This is a genomic window from Micrococcus luteus (assembly GCF_022664405.1).
Lineage (GTDB): Bacteria > Actinomycetota > Actinomycetes > Actinomycetales > Micrococcaceae > Micrococcus > Micrococcus luteus.
The window spans coordinates 102,679-123,857 of the sequence record NZ_JAKRLB010000004.1; the positions used below are offsets into that span (position 1 = coordinate 102,679).

Below are 21,179 nucleotides of genomic sequence, written 5' to 3' on the forward strand. Positions count from 1 at the left end.
TGATGCGAGTCAGTCGGATCCCAGGATAGCAAGCGCGGAGCTGGCCCCGATCCGGGTGGCGCCGGCCTCGATCATCGCCAGGGCGTCCGCGCGGGTGCGCACCCCGCCGGAGGCCTTCACGCCGATGCGCTCGCCCACGGTGCGGCGCATCAGCGCGACGTGCTCGACGGTGGCGCCCGCGGTGGAGAAGCCCGTGGAGGTCTTCACGAAGTCCGCCCCGGCCTCGACCGCGGCCTCGCAGGCCAGGACGATCGCGTCGTCGTCCAGCAGGGCGGTCTCCACGATCACCTTGAGCAGCGCCCCGCCGTCGCCCGCGGGGCCGCCCGCATGCGCGGCCTCGGCCACGGCGCGGACGTCCGAGACGAGCCGGGCGCGGTCCCCGGCACGGGCCGCGGCGACGTCGAGGACCATGTCCACCTCGTCCGCGCCGGCGTCGATCGCCTGCCGGGCCTCGAAGGCCTTGACCTCCGAGGCGTTGGCGCCGAGGGGGAAGCCGATCACGGTGCAGGTCAGCACGTCCGAGTCCGCGAGCTCGGCGGCCACCAGCGGCACCCACACGGGGTTGATGCAGACGCTCTTGACCCCGGCCTCGCGGGACTCGGCCACGAGGCGGCGCACGTCCGCCTCCGAGGTGTCGGCCTTCAGGGCGGTCGCGTCGATGTACTTCGCCAGCTCGGCGGTGGTGAGGGAGACGGTCATGTCCGCCAGCCTACCGAGGCTCAGCCGCCCACGAGGGCCGTCACCTCGGCGCGCAGCGCCTCGAGTCGCTCGGCGGCCGCGGCCGGGTCGGCGTCCCGGGTGCCGAGGTAGCACTTGAGCTTGGGCTCGGTGCCGGAGGGCCGCACGAGGACGCGGGTGCCGGAGTCGGTGGCGAACAGCAGCGCGTCCGTCGGCGGCAGCCCGTCCCCGCCGGCGGCCAGGTCCCGGCGCACGGTGACCGGCTCGCCCGCGAGCGTGGCCGGCCCCTGCTGACGCAGGGCCGCCATGGTGCGGGCGATCAGGGACAGGTCCGCCACGCGGACCGAGACCTGGGCGCTGGGCATGGCGCCGGTGACCGCGTCGACGTCGGCCAGGGCGTCCGTCAGGCCGCGTCCCTGCGCCTTGAGGGCGGCGGCCAGCTCCGCGGCCATGAGGGCGGCCGTGATGCCGTCCTTGTCCCGCACCATGTCCGGGTCCACGCAGTAGCCGAGGGCCTCCTCGTAGCCGAAGCCGAGGTCCGGGGCGCGGGAGATCCACTTGAAGCCGGTCAGCGTGACGTGGTGCCTCACCCCGTTCGCCTCCGCCAGGGCGGCCAGCTGCGGGGAGGAGACCACGGAGTTCGCGGCGCTGCGGCCGGCCGCGTGCAGGGCCGGCATCGCGTGCGCGCCCAGCAGCGTCCCGACGGCGTCGCCCGAGAGCATCCGCCACGTGCGGACACCGTCCGCGTCGGTGACGGGCGCGGCCAGGGCCAGGCGGTCGGCGTCGGGGTCGTTGGCGATCACCAGGTCCGCGTCCACCTCGGCGGCCAGGGCGAGGGCGAGGTCCATCGCCCCCGGCTCCTCCGGGTTGGGGAACGCCACCGTGGGGAAGGCCGGGTCCGGGGCGGCCTGCTCGGCCACCACGTGGACGGGGCCGAAGCCGGCGTCCTCGAGCAGGCCCGGGACCACGGCGCCGCCCACCCCGTGCAGGGGCGTGTAGACCACGCGCAGGTCGCGGTGGCCGTGCCGGTCGTCGTCGAGCACGCCGAGGGCCGCCGCGCGGTAGGCCTCCAGCAGGTCCGGCCCGGCCACGGTCCAGCCGTCGTCGGCGAGCGGGATGTCCGCGGCCCACGCCGCGTGGTCGATGCGGGCGGCGATCTCCGCGTCCGCGGGGGAGACGATCTGCGCCCCGCGACCCGCCTCGTCCGTGAGCCGCCCGCCGAGGTAGACCTTGTAGCCGTTGTCCGCGGGCGGGTTGTGGCTGGCCGTGACCATCACGCCCGCGTCCGCGCTGAGATGGCGCACCGCGAAGGCGAGCACCGGCGTCGGCAGCGGGTCCGGCAGCAGGACGGTCTGCACGCCCGCGGCCGTCAGGACAGCGGCCGTGTCCGCGGCGAAGGCGGCCGAACCGCGCCGCGCGTCGTACCCGACGACGGCCAGCGGCGGGGCCGCGTCCCGTCCGACGCCGTCCCACAGGTGGGCGGCCAGACCCGCCGCGGTACGGCGCACCACGAGCCGGTTCATGCGGGACTCGCCCGGGCCCTCCTCGGCGCGCAGGCCGGCGGTGCCGAAGGCGAGCGGCCCGGCGAAGCGCGCGGCGAGCACCGCCCGGGCGGCCGCGGCCTCCGGGCCGACGCCGGCGGCCGCGTCGAGCTCGGCGCGCAGGGTGTCCCGGTGCGCGGGGTCGGGGTCCTCCGCCGCCCACCGCTCAGCCCGGGCGAGGACGTCCTCCGGGAGCGCGGCGACGTCGTCGTGCGGGGGATGCGCGGGCATCAGAGCCGCCCCACGATGTCCGCGAGCAGACGCGCGATGCGCGGGCCGGCGGCCTGGCCGGCCTCGACGACCTCGGCGTGGGACAGCGGCGTCTCCGAGATGCCGGCGCCGAGGTTGGTCACCAGCGAGATGCCGAACACCTCCAGCCCGGCGTGACGGGCCGCGATCGCGTCCAGTGCCGTGGACATGCCGACGAGGTCGCCGCCGAGGGTGCGCGCCATCCGCACCTCGGCGGGGGTCTCGTACTGCGGGCCGGCGAACTGGACGTACACGCCCTCGCGCAGGGACGGGTCCACCTCACGGGCGATCGCGCGCAGCCGCGGGGAGTAGAGGTCGGTCAGGTCCACGAACGTGGCGCCGACGAGCGGGGTGGCGCCGGTGAGGTTGATGTGGTCCGCGATCAGGACGGGGGTGCCCGGGGCGATCTCCGGGTCCAGCCCGCCACAGCCGTTGGTCAGCACCACGGTGCGCGCCCCGGCGGCGGCGGCGGTGCGGACGGTGTGCGCCACGGCCTGGGCGTCGCGGGACTCGTAGAAGTGCGTGCGCGAGCCGAAGACGAGGGCGTGCGTGCCGTCCGGCAGTCGGACCGAGCGGATCACCGCGTTGTGGCCGGGCACCTTCGGGGCGTGGAAGCCGGGCACCTCGGCCAGCGGCACGGCGGCGACCTCGTCGCCGATCAGGCCGGCGGCCTCGCCCCAGCCGGAGCCGAGGACGACGGCGACGCGGTGCTCCGCCACGCCCGTCGCCCGGGCGATGGTGTCGGCGGCCGCGCGGGCCTCGGCGAAGCCCGGATGGTCGCCGGTCAAGGGGGAGTCGGGGGAGGGGATGCTGGTCTGGTCGGTCACGTCGTGGAGTCTAGGCGGTGTCCCGTGAGCGCGGGCTAGGACTTTCCCGTCCGTGGCGGACACAATGGAGCCCGTGAGCGAGGAAAACAGCACCTTCATCCCGTCCCTGACCATCATCGGCGGCGGCCCCGGCGGCTACGAGGCCGCCATGGTGGCCGCGAAGCTGGGCGCCCGCGTGACCCTGGTCGAGCGCCAGGGGTTGGGCGGCGCGGCCGTCCTCACGGACGTGGTCCCCTCCAAGACGCTGATCGCCGCCGCCGACTCGATGCGCCGCGTGGGCGCCTCCGTGGACCTGGGCGTCGACCTCGGCGGGGGCGACGTCCACGCCGACATGGGCCGGGTCGGCCACCGCATCCTGAACCTGGCCCACGAGCAATCCTCGGACATCCGCGCGGGCCTCGAGCGGGTCGGCGTCCGGGTGATCGACGGCGTGGGCCGCGTCGTCGGCCCCCACGAGGTGTCCGTCCGCGCCCTCGACGACGCCGACGCCGGCGCCGAGCCCGAGATCATCACCTCGGACGCGATCCTCGTGGCCGTCGGCGCGAGCCCCCGCGAGCTGCCCACCGCCGTCCCGGACGGCGAGCGGATCTTCAACTGGAAGCAGGTCTACAACCTCAAGGAGCTGCCCGAGCACCTGATCGTCGTGGGCTCCGGCGTCACCGGCGCCGAGTTCGCCTCGGCCTACAACCGCCTCGGCGCCAAGGTCACCCTCGTCTCCTCGCGCGACCGCGTGCTCCCCGGGGAGGACGCCGACGCCGCCGAGCTGCTCGAGAAGGTCTTCGAGGACAACGGCCTCAGGGTGATCGCCCGCTCCCGGGCCGAGTCCGTCGAGCGGACCGAGACCGGCGTACGCGTCCATCTCTCCGGCGAGGGAGCCGAGGACACTCCGTGGATCGAGGGCTCCCACGCGCTGGTGGCCGTCGGCGGAGTGCCGAACACGGCGGGCCTCGGTCTCGACGACGTGGGCGTGAAGCTGGCCGACTCCGGCCACGTGCTCGTGGACGGCGTCTCCCGCACGTCCGTGCCGAGCATCTACGCGGCGGGCGACTGCACGGGCAAGCTCGCGCTCGCGTCGGTGGCGGCCATGCAGGGGCGCATCGCCGTCGCCCACCTGCTCGGCGACGCTCTCAAGCCGCTGCGCCCGCACCTGCTGGCCTCGAACATCTTCACCTCGCCGGAGATCGCCACCGTGGGCGTCACGCAGGCGCAGGTGGACTCCGGCCAGTACCAGGCGGACGTGCTGCGACTGGACTTCCACACCAACCCCCGCGCCAAGATGTCCGGCGCGGAGGAGGGGTTCGTGAAGATCTTCGCCCGTCAGGGCTCCGGCACCGTGATCGGCGGCGTGGTGGTCTCGCCGCGCGCCTCCGAGCTGATCTACGCGCTCGCGCTCGCGGTCACGCACAAGCTGCACGTGGACGACCTCGCGGATACCTTCACCGTGTACCCGTCCATGTCCGGGTCGATCGCGGAGGCGGCGCGCCGCCTGCACGTGCGCATCTGACCCAGAGACGACTTTCGGTCGTGAGATAGGGCCTATCTCACGACCGAAAGCGTCCATTCCCCCGATGTCACGTTCGAAAGTGCGGGCGGGGGCCCCGGGCGGGGAGCCGGCCGGGGTCAGCGTGCGGCGCGGCGCTCCCGGGCCGAGGTGACGGTGTCGAGGTCCGTGTGCCGGGTCTCGGGGGAGAGCGCCAGTGCGATGACGGTGATCGCCGAGGCGGCGGCCAGGTAGTAGCCGACGTAGGCGACATCGAACTTCTGCACCAGCCAGGCTGCGATGAACGGGGTCAGCGCCGCGCCGAGGATCGAGGACACGTTGTAGGCGATGCCGGAGCCGGTGTAGCGCGTGTTCGTGGGGAACAGCTCGGGCAGCACTGCGGACATGGGCCCGAAGGTCAGACCCATGAGCGTCATGCCCGTGGCCAGGAACGTCAGCATCAGCGGCACGTTCAGCTCCGCGCCCACGCCCATGTTCTCCGGCGCGAGCCACAGGCCGAACGAGAGGCCGAACAGCACCATGAGCACCGAGATCACGATCAGGGTGGGGCGGCGGCCGAAGCGGTCCGCCAGCAGGCCGGAGACCGGCACGAACGCCGCGAAGAACAGGATGCCGACCAGCTGCAGCACGAGGAACTCGGCGTAGGGGACACCCAGGAAGCCGTTGGCCGGCTTGCCGATCGCGTAGGAGAGGATCCACGTGGTCATCAGGTAGAAGAGCACGTAGGTGGCGTACATGACGAAGGTGCCCAGGATCAGCTCCCACCAGTTGCGGCGGAACACCTCGCCCAGCGGCGCCTTCACGCGCTGGTCGCGGTCGAGGGCGCGCTGGAAGACCGGGGTCTCCTCGAGCTTGACGCGGACGTAGAGGCCCACGGCCACCATCACGATCGAGAGCAGGAACGGCACGCGCCACACCCACGTGAGGAACGGGCCGTCGAGCACCGGGCTCGTCGAGTCGTGGCTGAAGCCGAGCACGAGTGCGAGGAACAGGCCGTTGGCCAGCAGGAAGCCGATCGGCGCGCCGAGCTGCGGCCACATGGCTGCCTGCGCGCGCTTGCCGTCCTTGGCGTACTCGGTGGCCAGCAGAGCGGCGCCGGACCACTCGCCGCCGAGCCCCAGACCCTGGAAGAAGCGCAGCAGCGTCAGCATGGCCGGCGCCCACAGGCCGATCTGGAAGTACGTGGGCAGCAGGCCGATGAGGAACGTCGCGATGCCCATGGTGAGCAGCGAGCCGATGAGCGTGGTCTTGCGGCCCACGCGATCGCCCAGGTGGCCGAAGACGACGGCGCCCAGCGGCCGGGCGACGAACGCCGCGCCGAAGGTGGCCATGGAGGCCAGCAGGGCCGTGTTGTCGTCGCCGCCCGCGAAGAAGATCAGCGGGAAGACCGAGACGGCGGCCGTGGCGTAGATGTAGAAGTCGTAGAACTCGATCGAGGTGCCGACGAGCGAGGCGATGATGACCCGCGAGCGGGGCACCTCCTCCGCGGTGGCGACCGCGTCCGACGTGACATCGGTGGTGGCGGTGGGGGCGCCCGGGTTCGCGGGCGGGGTGGAGTGGGACATGGTGTCTCCCTGGTATGACGGGCACAGGGGGTCGCGAACGACCACGATGTGAGACGAAGATGCGTGTCAGGTTAAGCCTCGTCGCGCCGATCTGCGAGAGTCATGTCCCCGTCGTCCACCATGTGGAACCAGCCCACGACGCCGGCGCTCCCCGCCGTCGTCGCCGGCGGCTCACTCCGCGTCGGCGATGGTGGCGATCACCGTGCCGGCCGTGACCGTCTGGCCCGGCTCGACCTCGAGCCCGCTGACGACGCCCGCGCGGTGGGCCGCGAGCGGCTGCTCCATCTTCATGGCCTCCACGACCACGATCAGGTCGCCCTCGGCCACGGTCTGGCCGTTCTCGGCGGCGACCTTCACCACGGTGCCCTGCATCGGGGCGGTCAGCGCGTCCGTGCTGACGGCCGCGGCCACCGGTGCACCGCGCTTGCCGCGGGGTCGGCGTCGTCCCGCACCGGCCCGCTGGGCGGCGCCGGAGATCGTGTGCAGGGCCTCGCCCCACGTGGGCAGGGTGACGTCCACGCGCTTGCCGTTGACCTCTACGGTCACGGTGTGGCGCGCCTCGCGGGGGGCCGGCTCGGCCGGGGTGAGGGCGCTCGGCTCGATGCGGTTCGCGAACTCCGTCTCGATCCACCGGGTGTGCACCGAGAACGGCTCCTCCGAGCCGGCGATCTCGGGGGCGAAGGCGGGGTCGCGCACCACGGCGCGGTGGAAGGGCAGTACCGAGGGCATGCCGACGATCTCGGCCTCGCGCAGGGCGCGAGCGGCACGCTGCAGGGCCTGGCGGCGGTCCGCGCCGGTGACGATCAGCTTGGCGACCATGGAGTCGAAGGCCCCGGAGACGGTCTCGCCCTCCACCACGCCGGCGTCCACGCGGACGCCGGGGCCGCTGGGCATGCGGAACGTGGTGAGCCGGCCGGGGGCGGGCAGGAAGTTGCGGCCCGGGTCCTCGCCGTTGAGGCGGAACTCGATCGAGTGGCCGCGGGGCTGCGGGTCCGTGTAGCCGAGGGCCTCGCCGCGGGCCAGGCGGAACTGCTCGCGCACGAGGTCGATGCCGGTGATCTCCTCGGAGACCGGGTGCTCCACCTGCAGGCGAGTGTTCACCTCGAGGAAGGAGATGGTGCCGTCCTGGCCCACGAGGAACTCGCACGTGCCCGCGCCGACGTAGCCGGCCTCCTGCAGGATCGCCTTGGAGGACTCCACGAGGCGGGCGTTCTGCTCGTCCGTGAGGAACGGCGCCGGGGCCTCCTCCACGAGCTTCTGGTTGCGGCGCTGCAGCGAGCAGTCGCGGGTGGAGATCACGACGACGTCGCCGTGCACGTCCGCCAGGCACTGCGTCTCCACGTGGCGCGGCTTGTCCAGGAACCGCTCCACGAAGCACTCGCCCCGGCCGAACGCGGCCACGGCCTCACGGACCGCGGACTCGTAGAACTCGGGGATCTCCTCGCGCGTGCGGGCCACCTTGATGCCGCGGCCACCGCCGCCGTAGGCCGCCTTGATGGCCACCGGCAGGCCGAACTCGTCCGCGAACGCGACGACCTCCTCCGTGCCGGTCACGGGGGAGGTGGTGCCCGGCGCCAGCGGGGCGCCGACCTTGGTGGCCAGCTGGCGGGCCGAGACCTTGTCGCCCAGCCGGTCGATCGCCTCGGCGGGCGGGCCGATCCACACGAGGCCGGCGTCGGCCACGGCGCGCGCGAAATCCGCGTTCTCGGAGAGGAAGCCGTAGCCGGGGTGCACGGCGTCCGCGCCCGCGCGCTCGGCGGCGTCGAGGATCTTGCCGATCACCAGATAGGAGTCGGCGGCGGTCTCCCCGCCGAGGGCCACGGCCTCGTCCGCGAGCGTCACGTGCAGGGCGTCCCGGTCCGGCTCGGCGTAGACGGCCACGGAGGTCAGCCCCTCGTCCTGGCAGGCCCGGATGATGCGCACGGCGATCTCGCCGCGGTTGGCGATCAGCACCCGGGAGAACCGGCGCTCCGCCGCGGGGTCGACGGGCGGGACGACCGAGGCCTGCGGTGCGTCGGCGATGCTCATGGGCGATGGACTCCTCGGACGATCACGACTGGGGGTGCGGGCGCCACGTCCGGGGTCGTGCCCCTCACCCGCTGGGGCGAAGGGCGCGGGACGGCGCCGACTCTGACCAGCACCCTACTCGTTGTGGCGGAACCCTCCGAGGCGCGGGGCCCGGACGCGCCGGATCAGCGCTGCGCGTTGGAGGGTTCCCACAACCGGGTGAAGTCCTGGCCCAGGGCCGCCGCGGCCCGCCGCAGCCACGCCACGGACAGCCCGATCACCGCGTTGGGGTCCCCGTCCACGCCGTCCACGAGGGCCGCGCCCGCGCCGTCCACCGTGAACGCGCCCGCGCAGTGCAGCGGCTCGCCCGTGGCCACGTAGGCCTGGATCTCGGCCTCGGTGACGGCGCCGAAGCGCACGACGGCGGACACCACGCCCGCCTCCGCGGCTATCCCGGACCCGACCCCGGGCTCCGGCAGCACCAGGCCCAGCCAGTGGCCCGAATGCAGCACGCCCTCCCGGCCGGCCTGGGCGCGCCAGCGCTCGACGGCGACCTCGGGGTCGTAGGGCTTGCCGTGGGCGCGGCCGTCGAACTCGAACACGGAGTCGCAGCCGAGCACGAGCGTGGGGGCCTCGACGCCGGAGGCCGCCACCCGGGCGGCCACGTCGCGGCCCTTGGCCTCCGCCAGCAGGCCCGCCAGCTCCGCTGGCGACGGGTCGCCCGCCGCCGCGCCCACGGCCGCCTCGTCCACCCCCGAGACGACGACGCGGAACGGCACCCGCGCCCGGGTCAGGACCTCCGCTCGGCCGGGGGAGGCCGAGCCGAGCACCAGTCGCAGGCCCGTGCCGGGGTCGGCCGCGCCGTCGTCGTGCGGGATCACGCGAGCGCCTCCCGCAGGGTGTCCAGGCCCATGCCGCCCAGGCGCAGGGCCCGGGTGTGGAAGGCCTTGAGGTCGAAGTCGGCGCCCTCGGCCTGCTCGTGCTCGGCGCGGATCTGCTCCCAGATGCGCTGGCCCACCTTGTACGCCGGCGCCTGCCCCGGCCAGCCGAGGTAGCGCGTGAACTCGAAGCGGCGCTGGCCCTCGGAGATCCTCAGGTGCTTGGTCAGGAACGCGTAGCCCTTCTCCGGGGTCCACGCGCCGCCGCCCTCGGACTCGGGGGCGTCGAAGCCGCAGTGGTAGCCGATGTCGAACACCACGCGGGCCGCGCGCATGCGCTGCATGTCCAGCATGCCGAGGTGGTCGCCCGGGTCGTCGAGGAAGCCGAGCTCCTCCATGAGCTTCTCCGCGTACAGCGCCCAGCCCTCGCCGTGGCCGGACGTCCAGCAGAAGCTGCGGCGCCACAGGTTGAGGTTCTCCCGGTTCATCATGGCGGTGGCGATCTGCAGGTGATGGCCCGGCACGCCCTCGTGGTAGACCGTGGTGGTCTCCGCCCACGTGGTGAACTCGTCCTCGCCCGGGGGCACGGACCACCACATGCGGCCGGGCCGGGAGAAGTCGTCCGAGGGGCCGGTGTAGTAGATGCCGCCCTCCTGGGTGGGGGCGATCATGCACTCGAGCCGGTCCATCGGGGCCGGGATCTCGAAGTGCTCCTTCATGGCCTCGACCGCGTCGTCGGAGAGCCGCTGCATCCATGTGCGCAGGGCCTCGGTGCCCTTCAGGGTGCGCTCCGGGTCCGCGTCCAGGATCGCGCGCGCCTCCTCGATCGTGGCGCCCGGCCGGATGCGCTCGGCGTCCGCCTGCTGCGCGGCGATGATGCGGGCCAGCTCCTCCTGGCCCCAGCGGTAGGTCTCCTCGAGGTCGATCTCGGCGCCGAGGAAGACGCGGGAGGCCAGCCGGTAGTACTCGATCCCGACGCCGTCCGCCTCCGGGGCGTGCGGGCGCAGCTCGGCCTCGAGCGTGTCCGCGAAGTCGCGGTAGGCCTGCGCGGCGGCGTCCGCGCCGGAGCGGATGCGGGCGGCCAGGGCGTCGTCCACGACGTCGGCTGCCTCGGCCCGCTCGACCAGGCCCGGGAAGAACCCGCCCGCGGCGCCGTGGGCGCGGGCCTGCTCCACCACAATGTCCACCTGGCGCACCGCAGCCACGTGGCCGGCGTCGCGGGAGGCGAGCAGGGACTCCGTGTAGCCGCGCAGGGCGGCCGGCAGGTTCTCGAGGCGGCCGGCGATGTGGCCCCACTGCTCCGCGGTGTCCGTGGGCATGAGATCGAAGACCGCGCGGATGCCCTGGGCGGGGGAGGCGATGTTGTTCAGCTCGGTGCGGCCGGTCGCGTGGATCTCCCGCTCGAGGCCGATGCGCTCCTGCATGGCCGCCTTCGTGACGCGGTCCGTCTCGTCCTGCGGCTCGAGCGCGGCCAAGTCCTCGAGCAGGCGGGCGTTGAGCTCGTCGTCGGCGCGGGCGCCGGCGGGGGAGAAGTCCGTGTACTCGGTCTCCCGGCCGGGGAAGCCGAGCTCGGTGGCGGTGTCCGGATGCAGGGCGAGGAGGTCGGTCACGTAGCGCTCGGCGAGCGCGTCGATGGCGGACGGGGTGCGGGCGCCGTCGGCGGCGGCCTCGGAGGTGTGCTGGGTCATACCGGCACTCTAGGCGCTGGCGCCCGCCTCCCGGCTCACTGCGGGCCCGCGCCCTGACGCCACTGGCCGCGGCCGGGCCGTGCCCACAGGCCCAGGTCGCCGCGACGGCGGAGCGTGCGGTCCAGGGGACGGGGGTCGGCGGCCGCGGCGGCGAGCCGGGCGGCTTCGGCCCGGGCCGCGGCGGCCGCCTCGAGGACGGCGGCCAGCGCCGCCATCTCCTCCGGCTCCAACTCCGGGCCGCTGAGCTGCAGCGGGTCGGCCGACGCCGGCGTGGCCTGCGTGGACGCGTCGTTCTCGTCCGGGGCGCCCGGACCCAGCGGGGCGCTCACAGCGGCATGTTCCCGTGCTTCTTGGCGGGGCGGGCCTCGCGCTTGTGCAGGGTGGCGCGCAGGGCGCGGATGAGCTGGCCGCGGGTGGCGTGCGGGGGCACCACGGCGTCCACGTAGCCCAGCTCGGCGGCCTGGTACGGGTTGAGCAGCTCGGCCTCGTAGTCGGCCACGATCTCGGCCCGGCGCGCGTCGACGTCGCCGCCCGCCTCCGCCGTCGCCTTCAGGTCGCGCCGGTACAGGATGTTCACGGCGCCCTGGGCGCCCATCACGCCGATCTGCGCGCTCGGCCAGGCCAGGTTCAGGTCCGCGCCGAGCTTCTTGGAGCCCATCACGATGTACGCGCCGCCGAAGGCCTTGCGCGTGATCACGGTCAGCTTCGGCACGGTGGCCTCGGCGTAGGCGTAGATCAGCTTGGCGCCGCGGCGGATGATGCCGTTGAACTCCTGGTCCGTGCCGGGCAGGAACCCGGGCACGTCCACGAGGGTGATGATCGGGATGTTGAACGCGTCGCAGAAGCGCACGAACCGCGCGGCCTTCTCCGAGGCGGCGATGTCCAGGGTGCCGGCGAACTGCATCGGCTGGTTCGCGACGACGCCCACGCTCATGCCGTCCAGGCGGGCCAGGCCGGTGATCACGTTGGGCGCGTACAGCTCCTGCAGCTGCAGCAGGTGGCCCTCGTCCACGATCGAGGCGATGACCTCGAGCATGTCGTAGGGCTGGTTGGCGGAGTCCGGGACGATCTCGTCCAGGGCGAGGTCCTCGTCCGTGGGCTCCGGGTCCGCGGCCTCGAAGGTCGGGGCCTCCGCGAGGTTGTTGGAGGGCAGCAGCTCGAGCAGCTCCTGCACGTAGGCGATCGCGTCCTCCTCCGAGGAGGCCATGTAGTGGGCGGTGCCGGAGGTGGCGTTGTGCGAGCGGGCGCCGCCGAGGGTCTCCATGTCCACGTCCTCGCCCGTGACGGTCTTGATCACGTCCGGGCCGGTGATGAACATGTGCGAGGTCTGGTCCACCATCACCACGACGTCCGTCAGCGCCGGCGAATAGGCCGCGCCGCCGGCGGAGGGGCCCATGATCAGCGAGATCTGCGGGATCATGCCCGAGGCCAGGACGTTGTTCCGGAAGATGTCCGCGAACTGGGCGAGGGAGGCCACGCCCTCCTGGATGCGCGCGCCGCCGCCGTCGAGGATGCCGATCACGGGGCAGCCGTTGCGCGCGGCGAACTCCTGGACCTTCACGATCTTCTGTCCGTTGCGCTCGGACAGCGAGCCGCCGAACACGGTGAAGTCCTGGGAGTAGACGGCCACCTGGCGCCCGTCCACGGTGCCGAAGCCGGACACCAGGCCATCGCCGGCCGGGTGCTTGGCGTCCATGCCGAACGCGGTGGTGCGGTGCACGGCCAGCGCGTCCAGCTCCACGAAGGAGCCCTCGTCCAGGAGGAGGTCGATCCGCTCGCGCGCGGTGTGCTTGCCGCGAGCGTGCTGGCGCTCGACGGCGTCCGGGCCGCCGGGCGCGGCCGTCGCCTCGAGCCGCCGATGCAGGTCGGCCAGCCGGCCGGCCGTGGTGGTCAGATCGGGATCGGTCACACGTCCTCCTTGTGGTGGTCCGCCAGATGCGGAGGCTCAGTCGGCCAGTCTACGGGCCGCCGCGGACGCCCTCGGTTGGAGGAAGCCCACAAACGACGAGGACGTCGGCCCGGGCCGCCCCTCCGCGCGCCCCGGGAGCGGATCGGCCCGCCCGGCCCGCCCCCGGGAACGCCGTGTATATCTAGGGGCATGCACCCCGACGACGCCCCCACACCGGATCTGACCTGGCTGGACTCCGCCGGCTCCACGCAGGATGAGCTCCTCGCACGGCTGGACCGCGAGGGACACCGGCACGGTGCGGCCGTGGCCACCGCAGACCAGCGGGCCGGCCGGGGACGGCACTCCCGGGTGTGGAGCGCCGCGCCGGGTGCGGCGCTCGCCCTGTCCGTGTACCTGCGTCCCGAGTCCGGCGGGGTGCCGGTCTCCCCGGCCCACCTGAGCTGGCTCTCGCTCGTCGCCTCCGCCACGGTCGCCGAGCGCCTCGCGGCCCGGGGCGTCCCGACGCACGTGAAGTGGCCGAACGACGTGCTCGCCACCGACGGGCGCAAGCTGTGCGGCGTGCTGGCCACGGTGGCGCTGTCCTCGGACGGCAAGGGGCCCGGCGTCGTCGTCGGGATGGGCGTGAACCTGGACCACCGCGGGGCCGCCCCGGTGGACACCGCCACGGACCTGGCGGAGTGGATCGGCGCGGACGCCGTGCCCGCCCCCCGGGACCTCGCGGTCGAGCTGCGCGACGCCGTCGTGGCGGCCGTGGACCGCTTCGCGGCGGGCGTGGCGGGGCAGACGACGGCCGTCGACGGGCGTCACCCGGCCGTGGCGGCCGTGGCGGACCGGCTCTCCACGCTGGGCCGCGCGGTGCGCGCCGAGCTGCCCGGCGGCGGCGTGCTGGAGGGCACGGCCGTGGGCCTCGGCCCCGGTGGCACCCTGCGCGTGAAGCGCGTCACACCGGACCGTGGCACAATCGAGACCGAGGTCAGTGCGGGGGACGTGGCCCACCTGCGCGGAGACGTCCATCGCGGCGCATGACACACCCGTCCCGGTCAGGAGGTGACCGCCGTGCGACTCGAGCCCGGTGAGCAGGTGATGGTCCGCACCCGCACCCACCCGCGCGCGCTGCTGCGCCCGGCCGCGGTCCTCGTGGCCGTCGCGTTCCTGCTCGGCCTGGCCGTCGGCGTGCTCGCACGCCCCGACCTGCCCGGGATCGTCGCCGCGAACCGCGCCGTGCTCGAGGCGGCCGCGTGGGTGGTCGCGGCGCTCGTCCTGCTCCCCGGCACCGTCCGCCCGCTGTGGCGCTGGGTCTTCCGGCGCACCGTGCTCACCGACCGCCGCATCCTCCAGGGCGCCGGCGTCGGCGGCTCCGGTGCCGCCATGCCGCTCGTGTCCATCGCCGACGTGCAGCGGCGCCGCCGCGGCTCGGGTGCCGGAGACCTGCACATCCTCTTCCAGGAGCCCGCCCGCCAGGTCCACTGGCGGCTGCGCGACGTCCCCGAGGCCGCGCGCTTCGAGGAGGCCCTGGCCCACCTCACCCGCCAGGCCCGCACCGCAACCTGGCCCGCCCCCGTCCCGACAGGAGGCCTCCGATGAGCCGTCCGGAGACACCGGACACCGCACCGCTGCCGATCGTCCCGCCGGCCGAGGACACGACCGCCCGCGACGCCGAGGCACGGCCCGCCGGCTGGACGAGCGCGATGCGCACGCTCGACGCCGGCTTGGTGGTGGGCCCGCGCGCCTACACCTCACGGGAGGTGGCGCAGCGCCTCGGCGTCTCGATGGCCTCCGCCCGGAAGATCTGGCGTGCGCTGGGCTATCCGACGTCGCCGGAGGGGCACAAGGCCTTCACCGAGGCGGACATCGAGGCGTTCGAGTCCGTGCTCACGCTCGTGCGCTCGGGGACGCTGAACGAGGACACGGCCATCTCGCTGGCGCGCTCGATCGGGCAGATGACGGACCGCATGGTGGTGTGGCAGATCGAGGCGCTCGTGGAGGACAAGATCGCCTCCGAGGACCTGACGGACCCGGAGGCGCGGCGGGCCGTCGTCGACATGCTCCCGGACATGGTCGGACCGCTCGAGAAGGCCATGCGGATCGTCTACCGGCGCCAGCTCAACCGCGCCGTGCAGCGCCTGACCGTGCGCGTGGAGGCCGGGCTGGCGGCCAGCGCCCGGGGCCGCGACGGCTCCGAGTCGGATGCGCCGCTGCCGCTGGCCCGCGCCGTCGGCTTCGCGGACATGGTCTCCTACACGACGCTCTCCCGGACCATGGACGACCGGACGCTGGCCCGCATGGTGCTGCGCTTCGAGTCCCTCGCCGCGGAGACCATCTCGGCCGGCGGCGGCTGGCTCGTGAAGACCATCGGCGACGAGGTCATGTTCAACGCCGAGACCCCCGAGGCCGGCGCCGCGATCGCGCTCTCCCTGGCCGAGACCATCGCCGCGGACGAGGAGCTGCCCTCGGCGCGCGTCGCCCTGACATGGGGACGGGTGCTCTCCCGCATGGGGGACATCTACGGGCCCACCGTGAACCTCGCCGCGCGGCTGACGTCCCTGGCCGATCCGGGTACCGTGCTCGTGGACGCCATGACCGCTGCGGCCCTGTCCCGGGACGAGCGCTTCGTGCTCGTCCCGCAGCCGCCCAGGATCGTCCGCGGGTTCGGAGAGGTCCGCCCCTCCCTGCTCTTGGACGGGTCGGCCCAGACCCTGCTCGCCGACTGATCGAGGACCCCGTGGACCCCCGCCCCGAGACCCCGTCCGCGCCGCGGCCCCAGGCCGCGGGCGCCACCCACGTGGGCGCCGTCCGCGACCTGAACGAGGACGCGTGGACCCTCGTCGGGGAGCCGCTGGTGCTCGCCGCCGTGGCCGACGGCATGGGCGGGCACGAGGCCGGCGAGGTGGCCTCGGCCGCCGCGATCGAGACCCTGCGCCGCCGCGCCCCCGAGGTGCTCGCCCCGGGCACGGCCCACACGCCCCAGGAGCTCGGCCACCTGATCCACGAGGCGGACGCCGCCGTCGTCGAGGCCGGGCTGGGGCGCTCCGGCACCACCCTGACCGTCCTGGCCTGCCTGGACACGGAGCGCGGCCGCTGGGCCGTGGCGAACGTCGGCGACTCCCGGGTGTACCTGCGGCCCGTCGGCTCGCCGGTGCTCCAGCAGCTCACGGTGGACCACTCGGCGGTGCAGATGCTCGTCGACGCGGGGGAGCTCACCCCCGCCGAAGCCCGCGTCCACCCGCGCCGCAACGTCATCACCCGCGCGCTCGGCTCGCGCGAGGCGCTCACGGTGGACGTGGCCGAGGTCCCCCTCGCCTCCGGGGACCTCGTCCTGCTGTGCAGCGACGGCCTGACCGGCGAGCTGCTGGACGAGGAGATCCGCGCGCTGATCGACGACGCCGACACCCTCGAGGACGCCCTCGAGAAGCTCATCGGCGCCGCCCTGTGGCGCGGCGGCCGGGACAACATCACGGCGGTGCTCGTGCGCATCCCCTGACCCGGGTGCGCCGTCCGGGACGCCGACTACGCTGGGCCGGGTGAGCACCCCCAAGGAATCCGCCGCCCAGCCCGAGCCGCAGGACATCCCCGCCGCGGACCTGCGGGAGGAGTACGAGGACCTCGTGGAGCGGGTCCGCGCCGCCCGGACCGCCTACTACCAGCGGGACGCCCCGGAGATCTCGGACGCCGAGTACGACGCGCTGTACCGCCGCCTCGAGGACCTCGAGGCCCTGCACCCCGAGCTCGTGGCCAACGACTCGCCCACCCAGGAGGTCGGCGGCGAGGTCTCGGAGGCGTTCGCCCCCGTCCGGCACGGGGCCCGCATGTACTCGCTCGAGGACCTGTTCTCCATCGAGGAGCTCGAGGTCTGGTTCCGCCGCGCGGCGCAGGCCCTGACGCAGGTGCGACCGGGCGTGGCGCCCCGCTGGCTCGTGGAGGTGAAGATCGACGGGCTCGCCGTCGCCCTGCGCTACCGGGACGGGCGGCTCGTGCAGGCCGCCACCCGCGGCGACGGCGTCACGGGCGAGGACGTCACCGCCAACGTGCGCACCATCGGGGACATCCCGCACGAGCTCTCCGGCGAGGGCTGGCCCGCCGAGTTCGAGGTGCGCGGCGAGGTGTTCATGTCCTCCGCCGCCTTCGCCGAGCTCAACGCGCGCCGTGCCGAGGAGGGTCAGACGCCGTTCGCGAACCCGCGCAACGCCGCCGCCGGCGCCCTGCGTCAGAAGGACCCGGCCGTCACCGCGCAGCGCCCGCTGGCCATGTTCGTGCACGGCATCGGCTCGGTCGAGGCGTTCGGACTGGAGTCCCAGCACGAGGTGTACGACGCGCTCGCGGGCTGGGGCCTGCCCGTGAGCCCCTACACCCGCGTGGTGGAGGGTGCGGACGAGGAGGCGTTGGCCGCCGTCGTCGCGGTGATCGAGGAGTACGGCCGGCGCCGGCACGAGCTGATCCACGAGATCGACGGCATCGTGCTGAAGGCGGACGCGTTCGCGGACCAGCGCTACCTCGGCCACACCTCCCGCGTGCCCCGCTGGGCCGCGGCGTACAAGTACCCGCCGGAGGAGGTGCACACGCTGCTGCGGGACATCGCGGTCTCGGTGGGCCGCACCGGACGGGTGACCCCGTTCGCGGTGATGGAGCCGGTCACCGTGGCCGGGTCCACCGTCTCCCTGGCCACCCTGCACAACCAGGACGTGGTCAAGGCCAAGGGCGTGCTGATCGGGGACACCGTGGTGGTGCGCAAGGCCGGGGACGTGATCCCCGAGGTCGTGGGCCCCGTGCTGCCGCTGCGCGAGAAGGCGATCGAGGCGGGCCGGGAGCTGCGCGAGTTCGTCATGCCCACGCACTGCCCCTCGTGCGGCACGCCGCTGGCCCCGGCCAAGGAGGGGGACGTGGACCTGCGCTGCCCCAACGCCCGCTCCTGCCCGGCCCAGCTGGCCGGTCGCGTCGAGCACCTGGCCAGCCGCGGCGCGTTCGACGTGGAGGCGCTCGGCGAGGAGGCAGCCCGCTGGCTCGTCCAGGGCCCCGGCGAGGACCCGGCCGAGCACGACGGACACGTGCGGCCCGAGGGCCCGGGCCCCATCACGGCGGAGGCGCAGATCTTCGACCTCGCCTCCGGCACGCCGGAGGAGATCACGGGCCCCCGCGGCGAGGACGGGCTGACGGACCTGCAGCGCTCCCTCGGCGAGGTCCGCGTGTGGCGCGAGGGCCGTACGAAGGTGGACGGCCGCATGGTGCCCTCGGGCGTGTTCACGCTCAAGCCGTACTTCTTCACCGCCGGCACCGCGAAGAAGCCGTCCGCGCCCACGGCCAACACGCTCCGCCTGTTCGACGAGCTCGAGAAGGCCAAGTCCCAGCCGCTGTGGCGCACCCTCGTGGCGCTGTCCATCCGGCACGTGGGCCCGACGGCGGCCCGCTCGCTGGCCACGGCGTTCGGTTCGATGGCGGCGCTGCGCGCGGCGGCCGAGGCCGGCGACCGGGACCGGCTGGCCGAGATCGACGGCGTCGGTCCGATCATCGCGGACGCGCTCATCGAGTGGTTCGCCGAGGACTGGCACCGGGAGATCGTGGACCGCTGGGCCGCGGCGGGTGTGGCCATGGAGGACGAGCAGGACGAGTCCACCCCGCGCACGCTCGAGGGCCTGACCGTGGTGGTCACCGGCTCGCTCGAGGGCTTCTCCCGCGACTCCGCGAAGGAGGCGATCCTCGTGCGCGGCGGCAAGGCCTCCGGGTCCGTGTCCAAGAAGACCGACTTCCTGGTGGCCGGCGAGGCCGCCGGCTCCAAGCTGGACAAGGCGCAGTCCCTCGGCGTGCCCGTGCTGGACGAGGCCGGGTTCACGGCGCTGCTGGCCGGTGGCCCGGACGCCGTGCGCCCGGCGGACACGGACGACGCCCCCGACGGCGCCGCAGAGGGGGAGGCCTCGGCATGAGCGCGCGCACCACGGTCCCGGGCCTGCTCGTGGTCGCCAAGGCCGCCGCGCGCGCCGGCGCGGACGTCCTGGCCCGGCGCTGGACCGGTCACCACCCGGCCGTCCCGCTGGGCATCGAGGAGATCGGCGCGCAGACGAAGTCCTCCGGCTCCGACTGGGTCACCGACTACGACCGCCGCGCCGAGCAGGCCGTCCGGGAGGTCGTCGCCGGCTACCGCCCCTCGGACGAGATCACCGGCGAGGAGTACGGCGCCACCCGTCCGGCCGAGCCGTCCGGGTACCGCTGGTCCATCGACCCGCTGGATGGCACCACGAACTTCGTGCGCGGGCTTCCGCAGTTCTGCACCTCGGTGGCCGTCACCGGCCCGGTGGACGCCGAGACCGCCGACCTGCTGGGGGTGGCCGAGGGCACCGAACGCTGGCTGGCCGGCGTCGTGGCGGCGCCCGCGCTGGGGCGCACCTGGTACGCGAGCGCGGGCCGGGGCGCCTTCAGCACCGCGGACGCGACGACGGCGGGCGTGGACCTGCCCGACCGCGATGCCGCCCCCGTGCGGCTCACCGGTCCCCTGCCCGGACGCTCGGGGCGACTGCTCGCCACCGGCTTCGGCTACGACCCCGCCCGCCGGGCCCTGCAGGTGCGGGCGCTCGCGGCCCTGCTGCCCGCGTTCGGGGACGTGCGACGGATCGGCTCGGCGGCGCTGGACCTGTGCATGGTCGCCGACGGCACCCTGGACGCGTACGCCGAGTTCGGCACGCAGGAGTACGACTGGGCCGCCGGCGCGTTGGTGGCCGAGGAGGCCGGCGTCGCGGTGACGCGGCCCGCCTCGGCGGACGGCACGGCACATCCTGACTGGATGGTGGCCGGCGACGTGGACGGGTCCGCCCTGGCCGCCGTGACGGGGGAGAGGGCATGAGACGGATCGTCGGAGACCCGTGGTTCTACCCGGTCCTGTTCGTGGCCGGCGGACTGACGTTCATGATCGCGGGGACGCGCCTGCAGCAGGTCGGGATGATCGTGGCCGGGCTCGTCCTGGCCGGCTACGCGGTCACGTACCGGTGGGCGGTCCGGGTCCGCTCGCGGCCGTTCGCCGGCGCGCAGGCGCACGTCGAGCGCGGCGGCGTCGTCGTGTTCTGGCGGCCGGGCTGTTCGTTCACGAGGCGGCTGGTCAAGGAACTGACGGCGCAGGAGCGGGGCCGCGCCTACTGGGTGAACATCTGGCAGGAGCCGGCGGCCGCGACGTTCCTCGCGGGGCTGCACGAGGCGCGCGACGGCCACCCCCACCAGGCCGTGCCCACCGCCTGGCTGCGTCGGCGCGACTACGTCGTGGCCACGGACGCGACCCGCGCCCGCCTGAAGGACACGCTGCGCCAGCGCGCCGGAGGTGACGCATGAGCGCCCTCGTCCGCCCGCTGCGCCCCGAGGACCACGAGGCGGTCGCCGAGCTCACCCTGGCGTCCTATGTCGACGGCGGCCACATCGCCCCCGACGACGCCTACGTGAAGACCCTCATGGACGTGGCCGACCGGGCCGGCCGCGCGGAGGTGCTCGTGGCCGAGGTCGACGGCGAGGTGGCCGGGTCAGTGGTGCTCACCCCGCCCGGCTCGCCCCTGGCCGAGACCTCCGGCGACGGGGAGTACGAGTTCCGCATGCTCGCTGTGCACCCGCGGTTCCACCGCCGCGGGGTGGGCGGCGCCCTGCTGGCCGAGATCGTGGCGCGGGCCCGCGCCGAGAAGGGCGTGGACGCCGTCGTGCTGACCACCATGCCCTCCATGACCGGCGCCCACCGGATGTACGAGCGCGCCGGCTTCGTGCGCGTCCCGGAGCGGGACTGGTTCCTCGCGGACGTGGTGCCGGACCTCGACCCGGCCGACGAGACCGGCCCGTTCCTCGTCTACCGGCTCGGGCTGGACTGACCCCGGGCGGGACATCGGCACCGGGACCCCATTCGGGGCGGGAAATCCCTGTCATGCGGGCCCGGAGCGCCGCGGTGGGATGGATCTCCCGCCTCGAAGCGGTGGCGGCGGCCGTCCAGGCCCCGGCACTAGACTCGACCCCGATGTGGCCGCCGCCGCGCCGGCGTCGTCCACCCCGCCCCGACCCGTCACACGAGGAGATCCATGCCTGAGATCACCCGGGATCAGGTGGAGCATCTGGCTCGCCTGGCCCACATCCGGATGACCGACGAGGAGCTGGACACGATGTCCGGCGACCTGGAGAAGATCCTGGAGCACGTCTCCGCGGTCCAGGCCGCCGCGGGCGACGACGTGACGCCGACGTCCCACCCCATCGCGTTGCAGAACGTGTTCCGCGAGGACGTGCCCGCCGGCATGCTCACGCAGGAGGAGGCCCTCGACCAGGCGCCGGACTCCGAGGACGGCCAGTTCAAGGTCCCCGCCATCCTGGACGGAGAGTGAGCACCC

At 74.3% G+C, this 21,179-nt stretch carries 19 protein-coding genes; 10 read left to right on the top strand and 9 right to left on the bottom strand.

The features are described from left to right. Positions 1 to 9: 9 nt before the first annotated feature. From deoC to MF605_RS02960, 3 genes are read right to left on the bottom strand one after another with little or no spacing between them, the layout of a single operon-like run. Entirely contained in the window at positions 10 to 699 is a 690-nt protein-coding gene (gene deoC / locus MF605_RS02950; RefSeq protein ID WP_123243890.1) for a deoxyribose-phosphate aldolase, read from the bottom strand. 20 nt (positions 700 to 719) lie between these two features. Then, the gene (locus MF605_RS02955; RefSeq protein ID WP_123243889.1) at positions 720 to 2,450 is read right to left on the bottom strand and encodes a phospho-sugar mutase; all 1,731 of its coding nucleotides are present in this window, start codon (positions 2,448 to 2,450) and stop codon (positions 720 to 722) included. Then, positions 2,450 to 3,295 (bottom strand): purine-nucleoside phosphorylase, encoded by an 846-nt coding sequence (locus MF605_RS02960; RefSeq protein WP_044659714.1) that lies wholly within the window; start codon positions 3,293 to 3,295, stop codon positions 2,450 to 2,452. The genes MF605_RS02955 and MF605_RS02960 overlap by 1 nt, the downstream gene beginning before the upstream one ends. Before the next feature lie 64 nt (positions 3,296 to 3,359). Between MF605_RS02960 and MF605_RS02965 the strand changes: the two genes are divergently transcribed. Further along, on the top strand, positions 3,360 to 4,799 hold the full coding sequence (locus tag MF605_RS02965; protein WP_208857714.1) for an NAD(P)H-quinone dehydrogenase: 1,440 nt from the start codon (positions 3,360 to 3,362) through the stop codon (positions 4,797 to 4,799). A 116-nt stretch (positions 4,800 to 4,915) separates the two neighbouring features. Here the strand turns inward: MF605_RS02965 and MF605_RS02970 are convergent, their stop codons facing one another. From MF605_RS02970 to MF605_RS02995, 6 genes are all read right to left on the bottom strand, one after another. Continuing rightward, entirely contained in the window at positions 4,916 to 6,361 is a 1,446-nt protein-coding gene (locus MF605_RS02970; protein WP_134416408.1) for an MFS transporter, read from the bottom strand. A gap of 171 nt (positions 6,362 to 6,532) precedes the next feature. Continuing rightward, positions 6,533 to 8,389 (bottom strand): acetyl/propionyl/methylcrotonyl-CoA carboxylase subunit alpha, encoded by a 1,857-nt coding sequence (locus MF605_RS02975; RefSeq protein ID WP_123243886.1) that lies wholly within the window; start codon positions 8,387 to 8,389, stop codon positions 6,533 to 6,535. 164 nt (positions 8,390 to 8,553) lie between these two features. After that, complete coding sequence (locus tag MF605_RS02980; RefSeq protein WP_134416410.1) at positions 8,554 to 9,249, bottom strand: Maf family protein; 696 nt, start codon at positions 9,247 to 9,249, stop codon at positions 8,554 to 8,556. After that, positions 9,246 to 10,934 carry a DUF885 domain-containing protein gene (locus MF605_RS02985; protein ID WP_123243884.1) on the bottom strand — a complete coding sequence of 563 codons (1,689 nt, stop codon included), beginning with the start codon at positions 10,932 to 10,934 and terminating at the stop codon, positions 9,246 to 9,248. The genes MF605_RS02980 and MF605_RS02985 overlap by 4 nt, the downstream gene beginning before the upstream one ends. A 35-nt stretch (positions 10,935 to 10,969) precedes the next feature. Beyond that, the gene (locus tag MF605_RS02990; RefSeq protein WP_233569900.1) at positions 10,970 to 11,263 is read right to left on the bottom strand and encodes a hypothetical protein; all 294 of its coding nucleotides are present in this window, start codon (positions 11,261 to 11,263) and stop codon (positions 10,970 to 10,972) included. Continuing rightward, positions 11,260 to 12,843: an acyl-CoA carboxylase subunit beta gene (locus tag MF605_RS02995; RefSeq protein WP_041103546.1), complete on the bottom strand. Its 1,584-nt coding sequence runs from the start codon at positions 12,841 to 12,843 to the stop codon at positions 11,260 to 11,262. The genes MF605_RS02990 and MF605_RS02995 overlap by 4 nt, the downstream gene beginning before the upstream one ends. A 189-nt stretch (positions 12,844 to 13,032) precedes the next feature. Between MF605_RS02995 and MF605_RS03000 the strand changes: the two genes are divergently transcribed. The 9 genes from MF605_RS03000 to gatC all read left to right on the top strand — a co-directional run bounded on the left by MF605_RS03000 (position 13,033) and on the right by gatC (position 21,173). Then, on the top strand, positions 13,033 to 13,869 hold the full coding sequence (locus MF605_RS03000; protein ID WP_123243883.1) for a biotin--[acetyl-CoA-carboxylase] ligase: 837 nt from the start codon (positions 13,033 to 13,035) through the stop codon (positions 13,867 to 13,869). Between the two features lie 30 nt (positions 13,870 to 13,899). Then, positions 13,900 to 14,427 carry a PH domain-containing protein gene (locus MF605_RS03005; RefSeq protein WP_134416412.1) on the top strand — a complete coding sequence of 176 codons (528 nt, stop codon included), beginning with the start codon at positions 13,900 to 13,902 and terminating at the stop codon, positions 14,425 to 14,427. Beyond that, complete coding sequence (locus MF605_RS03010; RefSeq protein WP_123243882.1) at positions 14,424 to 15,554, top strand: adenylate/guanylate cyclase domain-containing protein; 1,131 nt, start codon at positions 14,424 to 14,426, stop codon at positions 15,552 to 15,554. The genes MF605_RS03005 and MF605_RS03010 overlap by 4 nt, the downstream gene beginning before the upstream one ends. Positions 15,555 to 15,565: 11 nt before the next feature. After that, positions 15,566 to 16,324 (top strand): PP2C family protein-serine/threonine phosphatase, encoded by a 759-nt coding sequence (locus MF605_RS03015; protein ID WP_020625514.1) that lies wholly within the window; start codon positions 15,566 to 15,568, stop codon positions 16,322 to 16,324. A gap of 40 nt (positions 16,325 to 16,364) precedes the next feature. Then, the gene (gene ligA / locus MF605_RS03020) at positions 16,365 to 18,758 is read left to right on the top strand and encodes an NAD-dependent DNA ligase LigA (RefSeq protein WP_134416414.1); all 2,394 of its coding nucleotides are present in this window, start codon (positions 16,365 to 16,367) and stop codon (positions 18,756 to 18,758) included. Continuing rightward, positions 18,755 to 19,672, top strand: coding sequence for an inositol monophosphatase family protein (locus MF605_RS03025; RefSeq protein WP_020625516.1), 918 nt, complete (start codon positions 18,755 to 18,757; stop codon positions 19,670 to 19,672). The genes ligA and MF605_RS03025 overlap by 4 nt, the downstream gene beginning before the upstream one ends. Continuing rightward, positions 19,669 to 20,151 (top strand): hypothetical protein, encoded by a 483-nt coding sequence (locus MF605_RS03030; protein ID WP_134416416.1) that lies wholly within the window; start codon positions 19,669 to 19,671, stop codon positions 20,149 to 20,151. Before MF605_RS03025 ends, MF605_RS03030 begins: the two co-directional genes overlap by 4 nt. After that, positions 20,148 to 20,672, top strand: a complete 525-nt coding sequence (locus tag MF605_RS03035) for a GNAT family N-acetyltransferase (protein WP_134416419.1) — start codon at positions 20,148 to 20,150, stop codon at positions 20,670 to 20,672. The genes MF605_RS03030 and MF605_RS03035 overlap by 4 nt, the downstream gene beginning before the upstream one ends. A 204-nt stretch (positions 20,673 to 20,876) precedes the next feature. Beyond that, positions 20,877 to 21,173 carry an Asp-tRNA(Asn)/Glu-tRNA(Gln) amidotransferase subunit GatC gene (gatC, locus tag MF605_RS03040; RefSeq protein ID WP_049146890.1) on the top strand — a complete coding sequence of 99 codons (297 nt, stop codon included), beginning with the start codon at positions 20,877 to 20,879 and terminating at the stop codon, positions 21,171 to 21,173. The last annotated feature ends 6 nt before the right edge of the window (positions 21,174 to 21,179 follow it).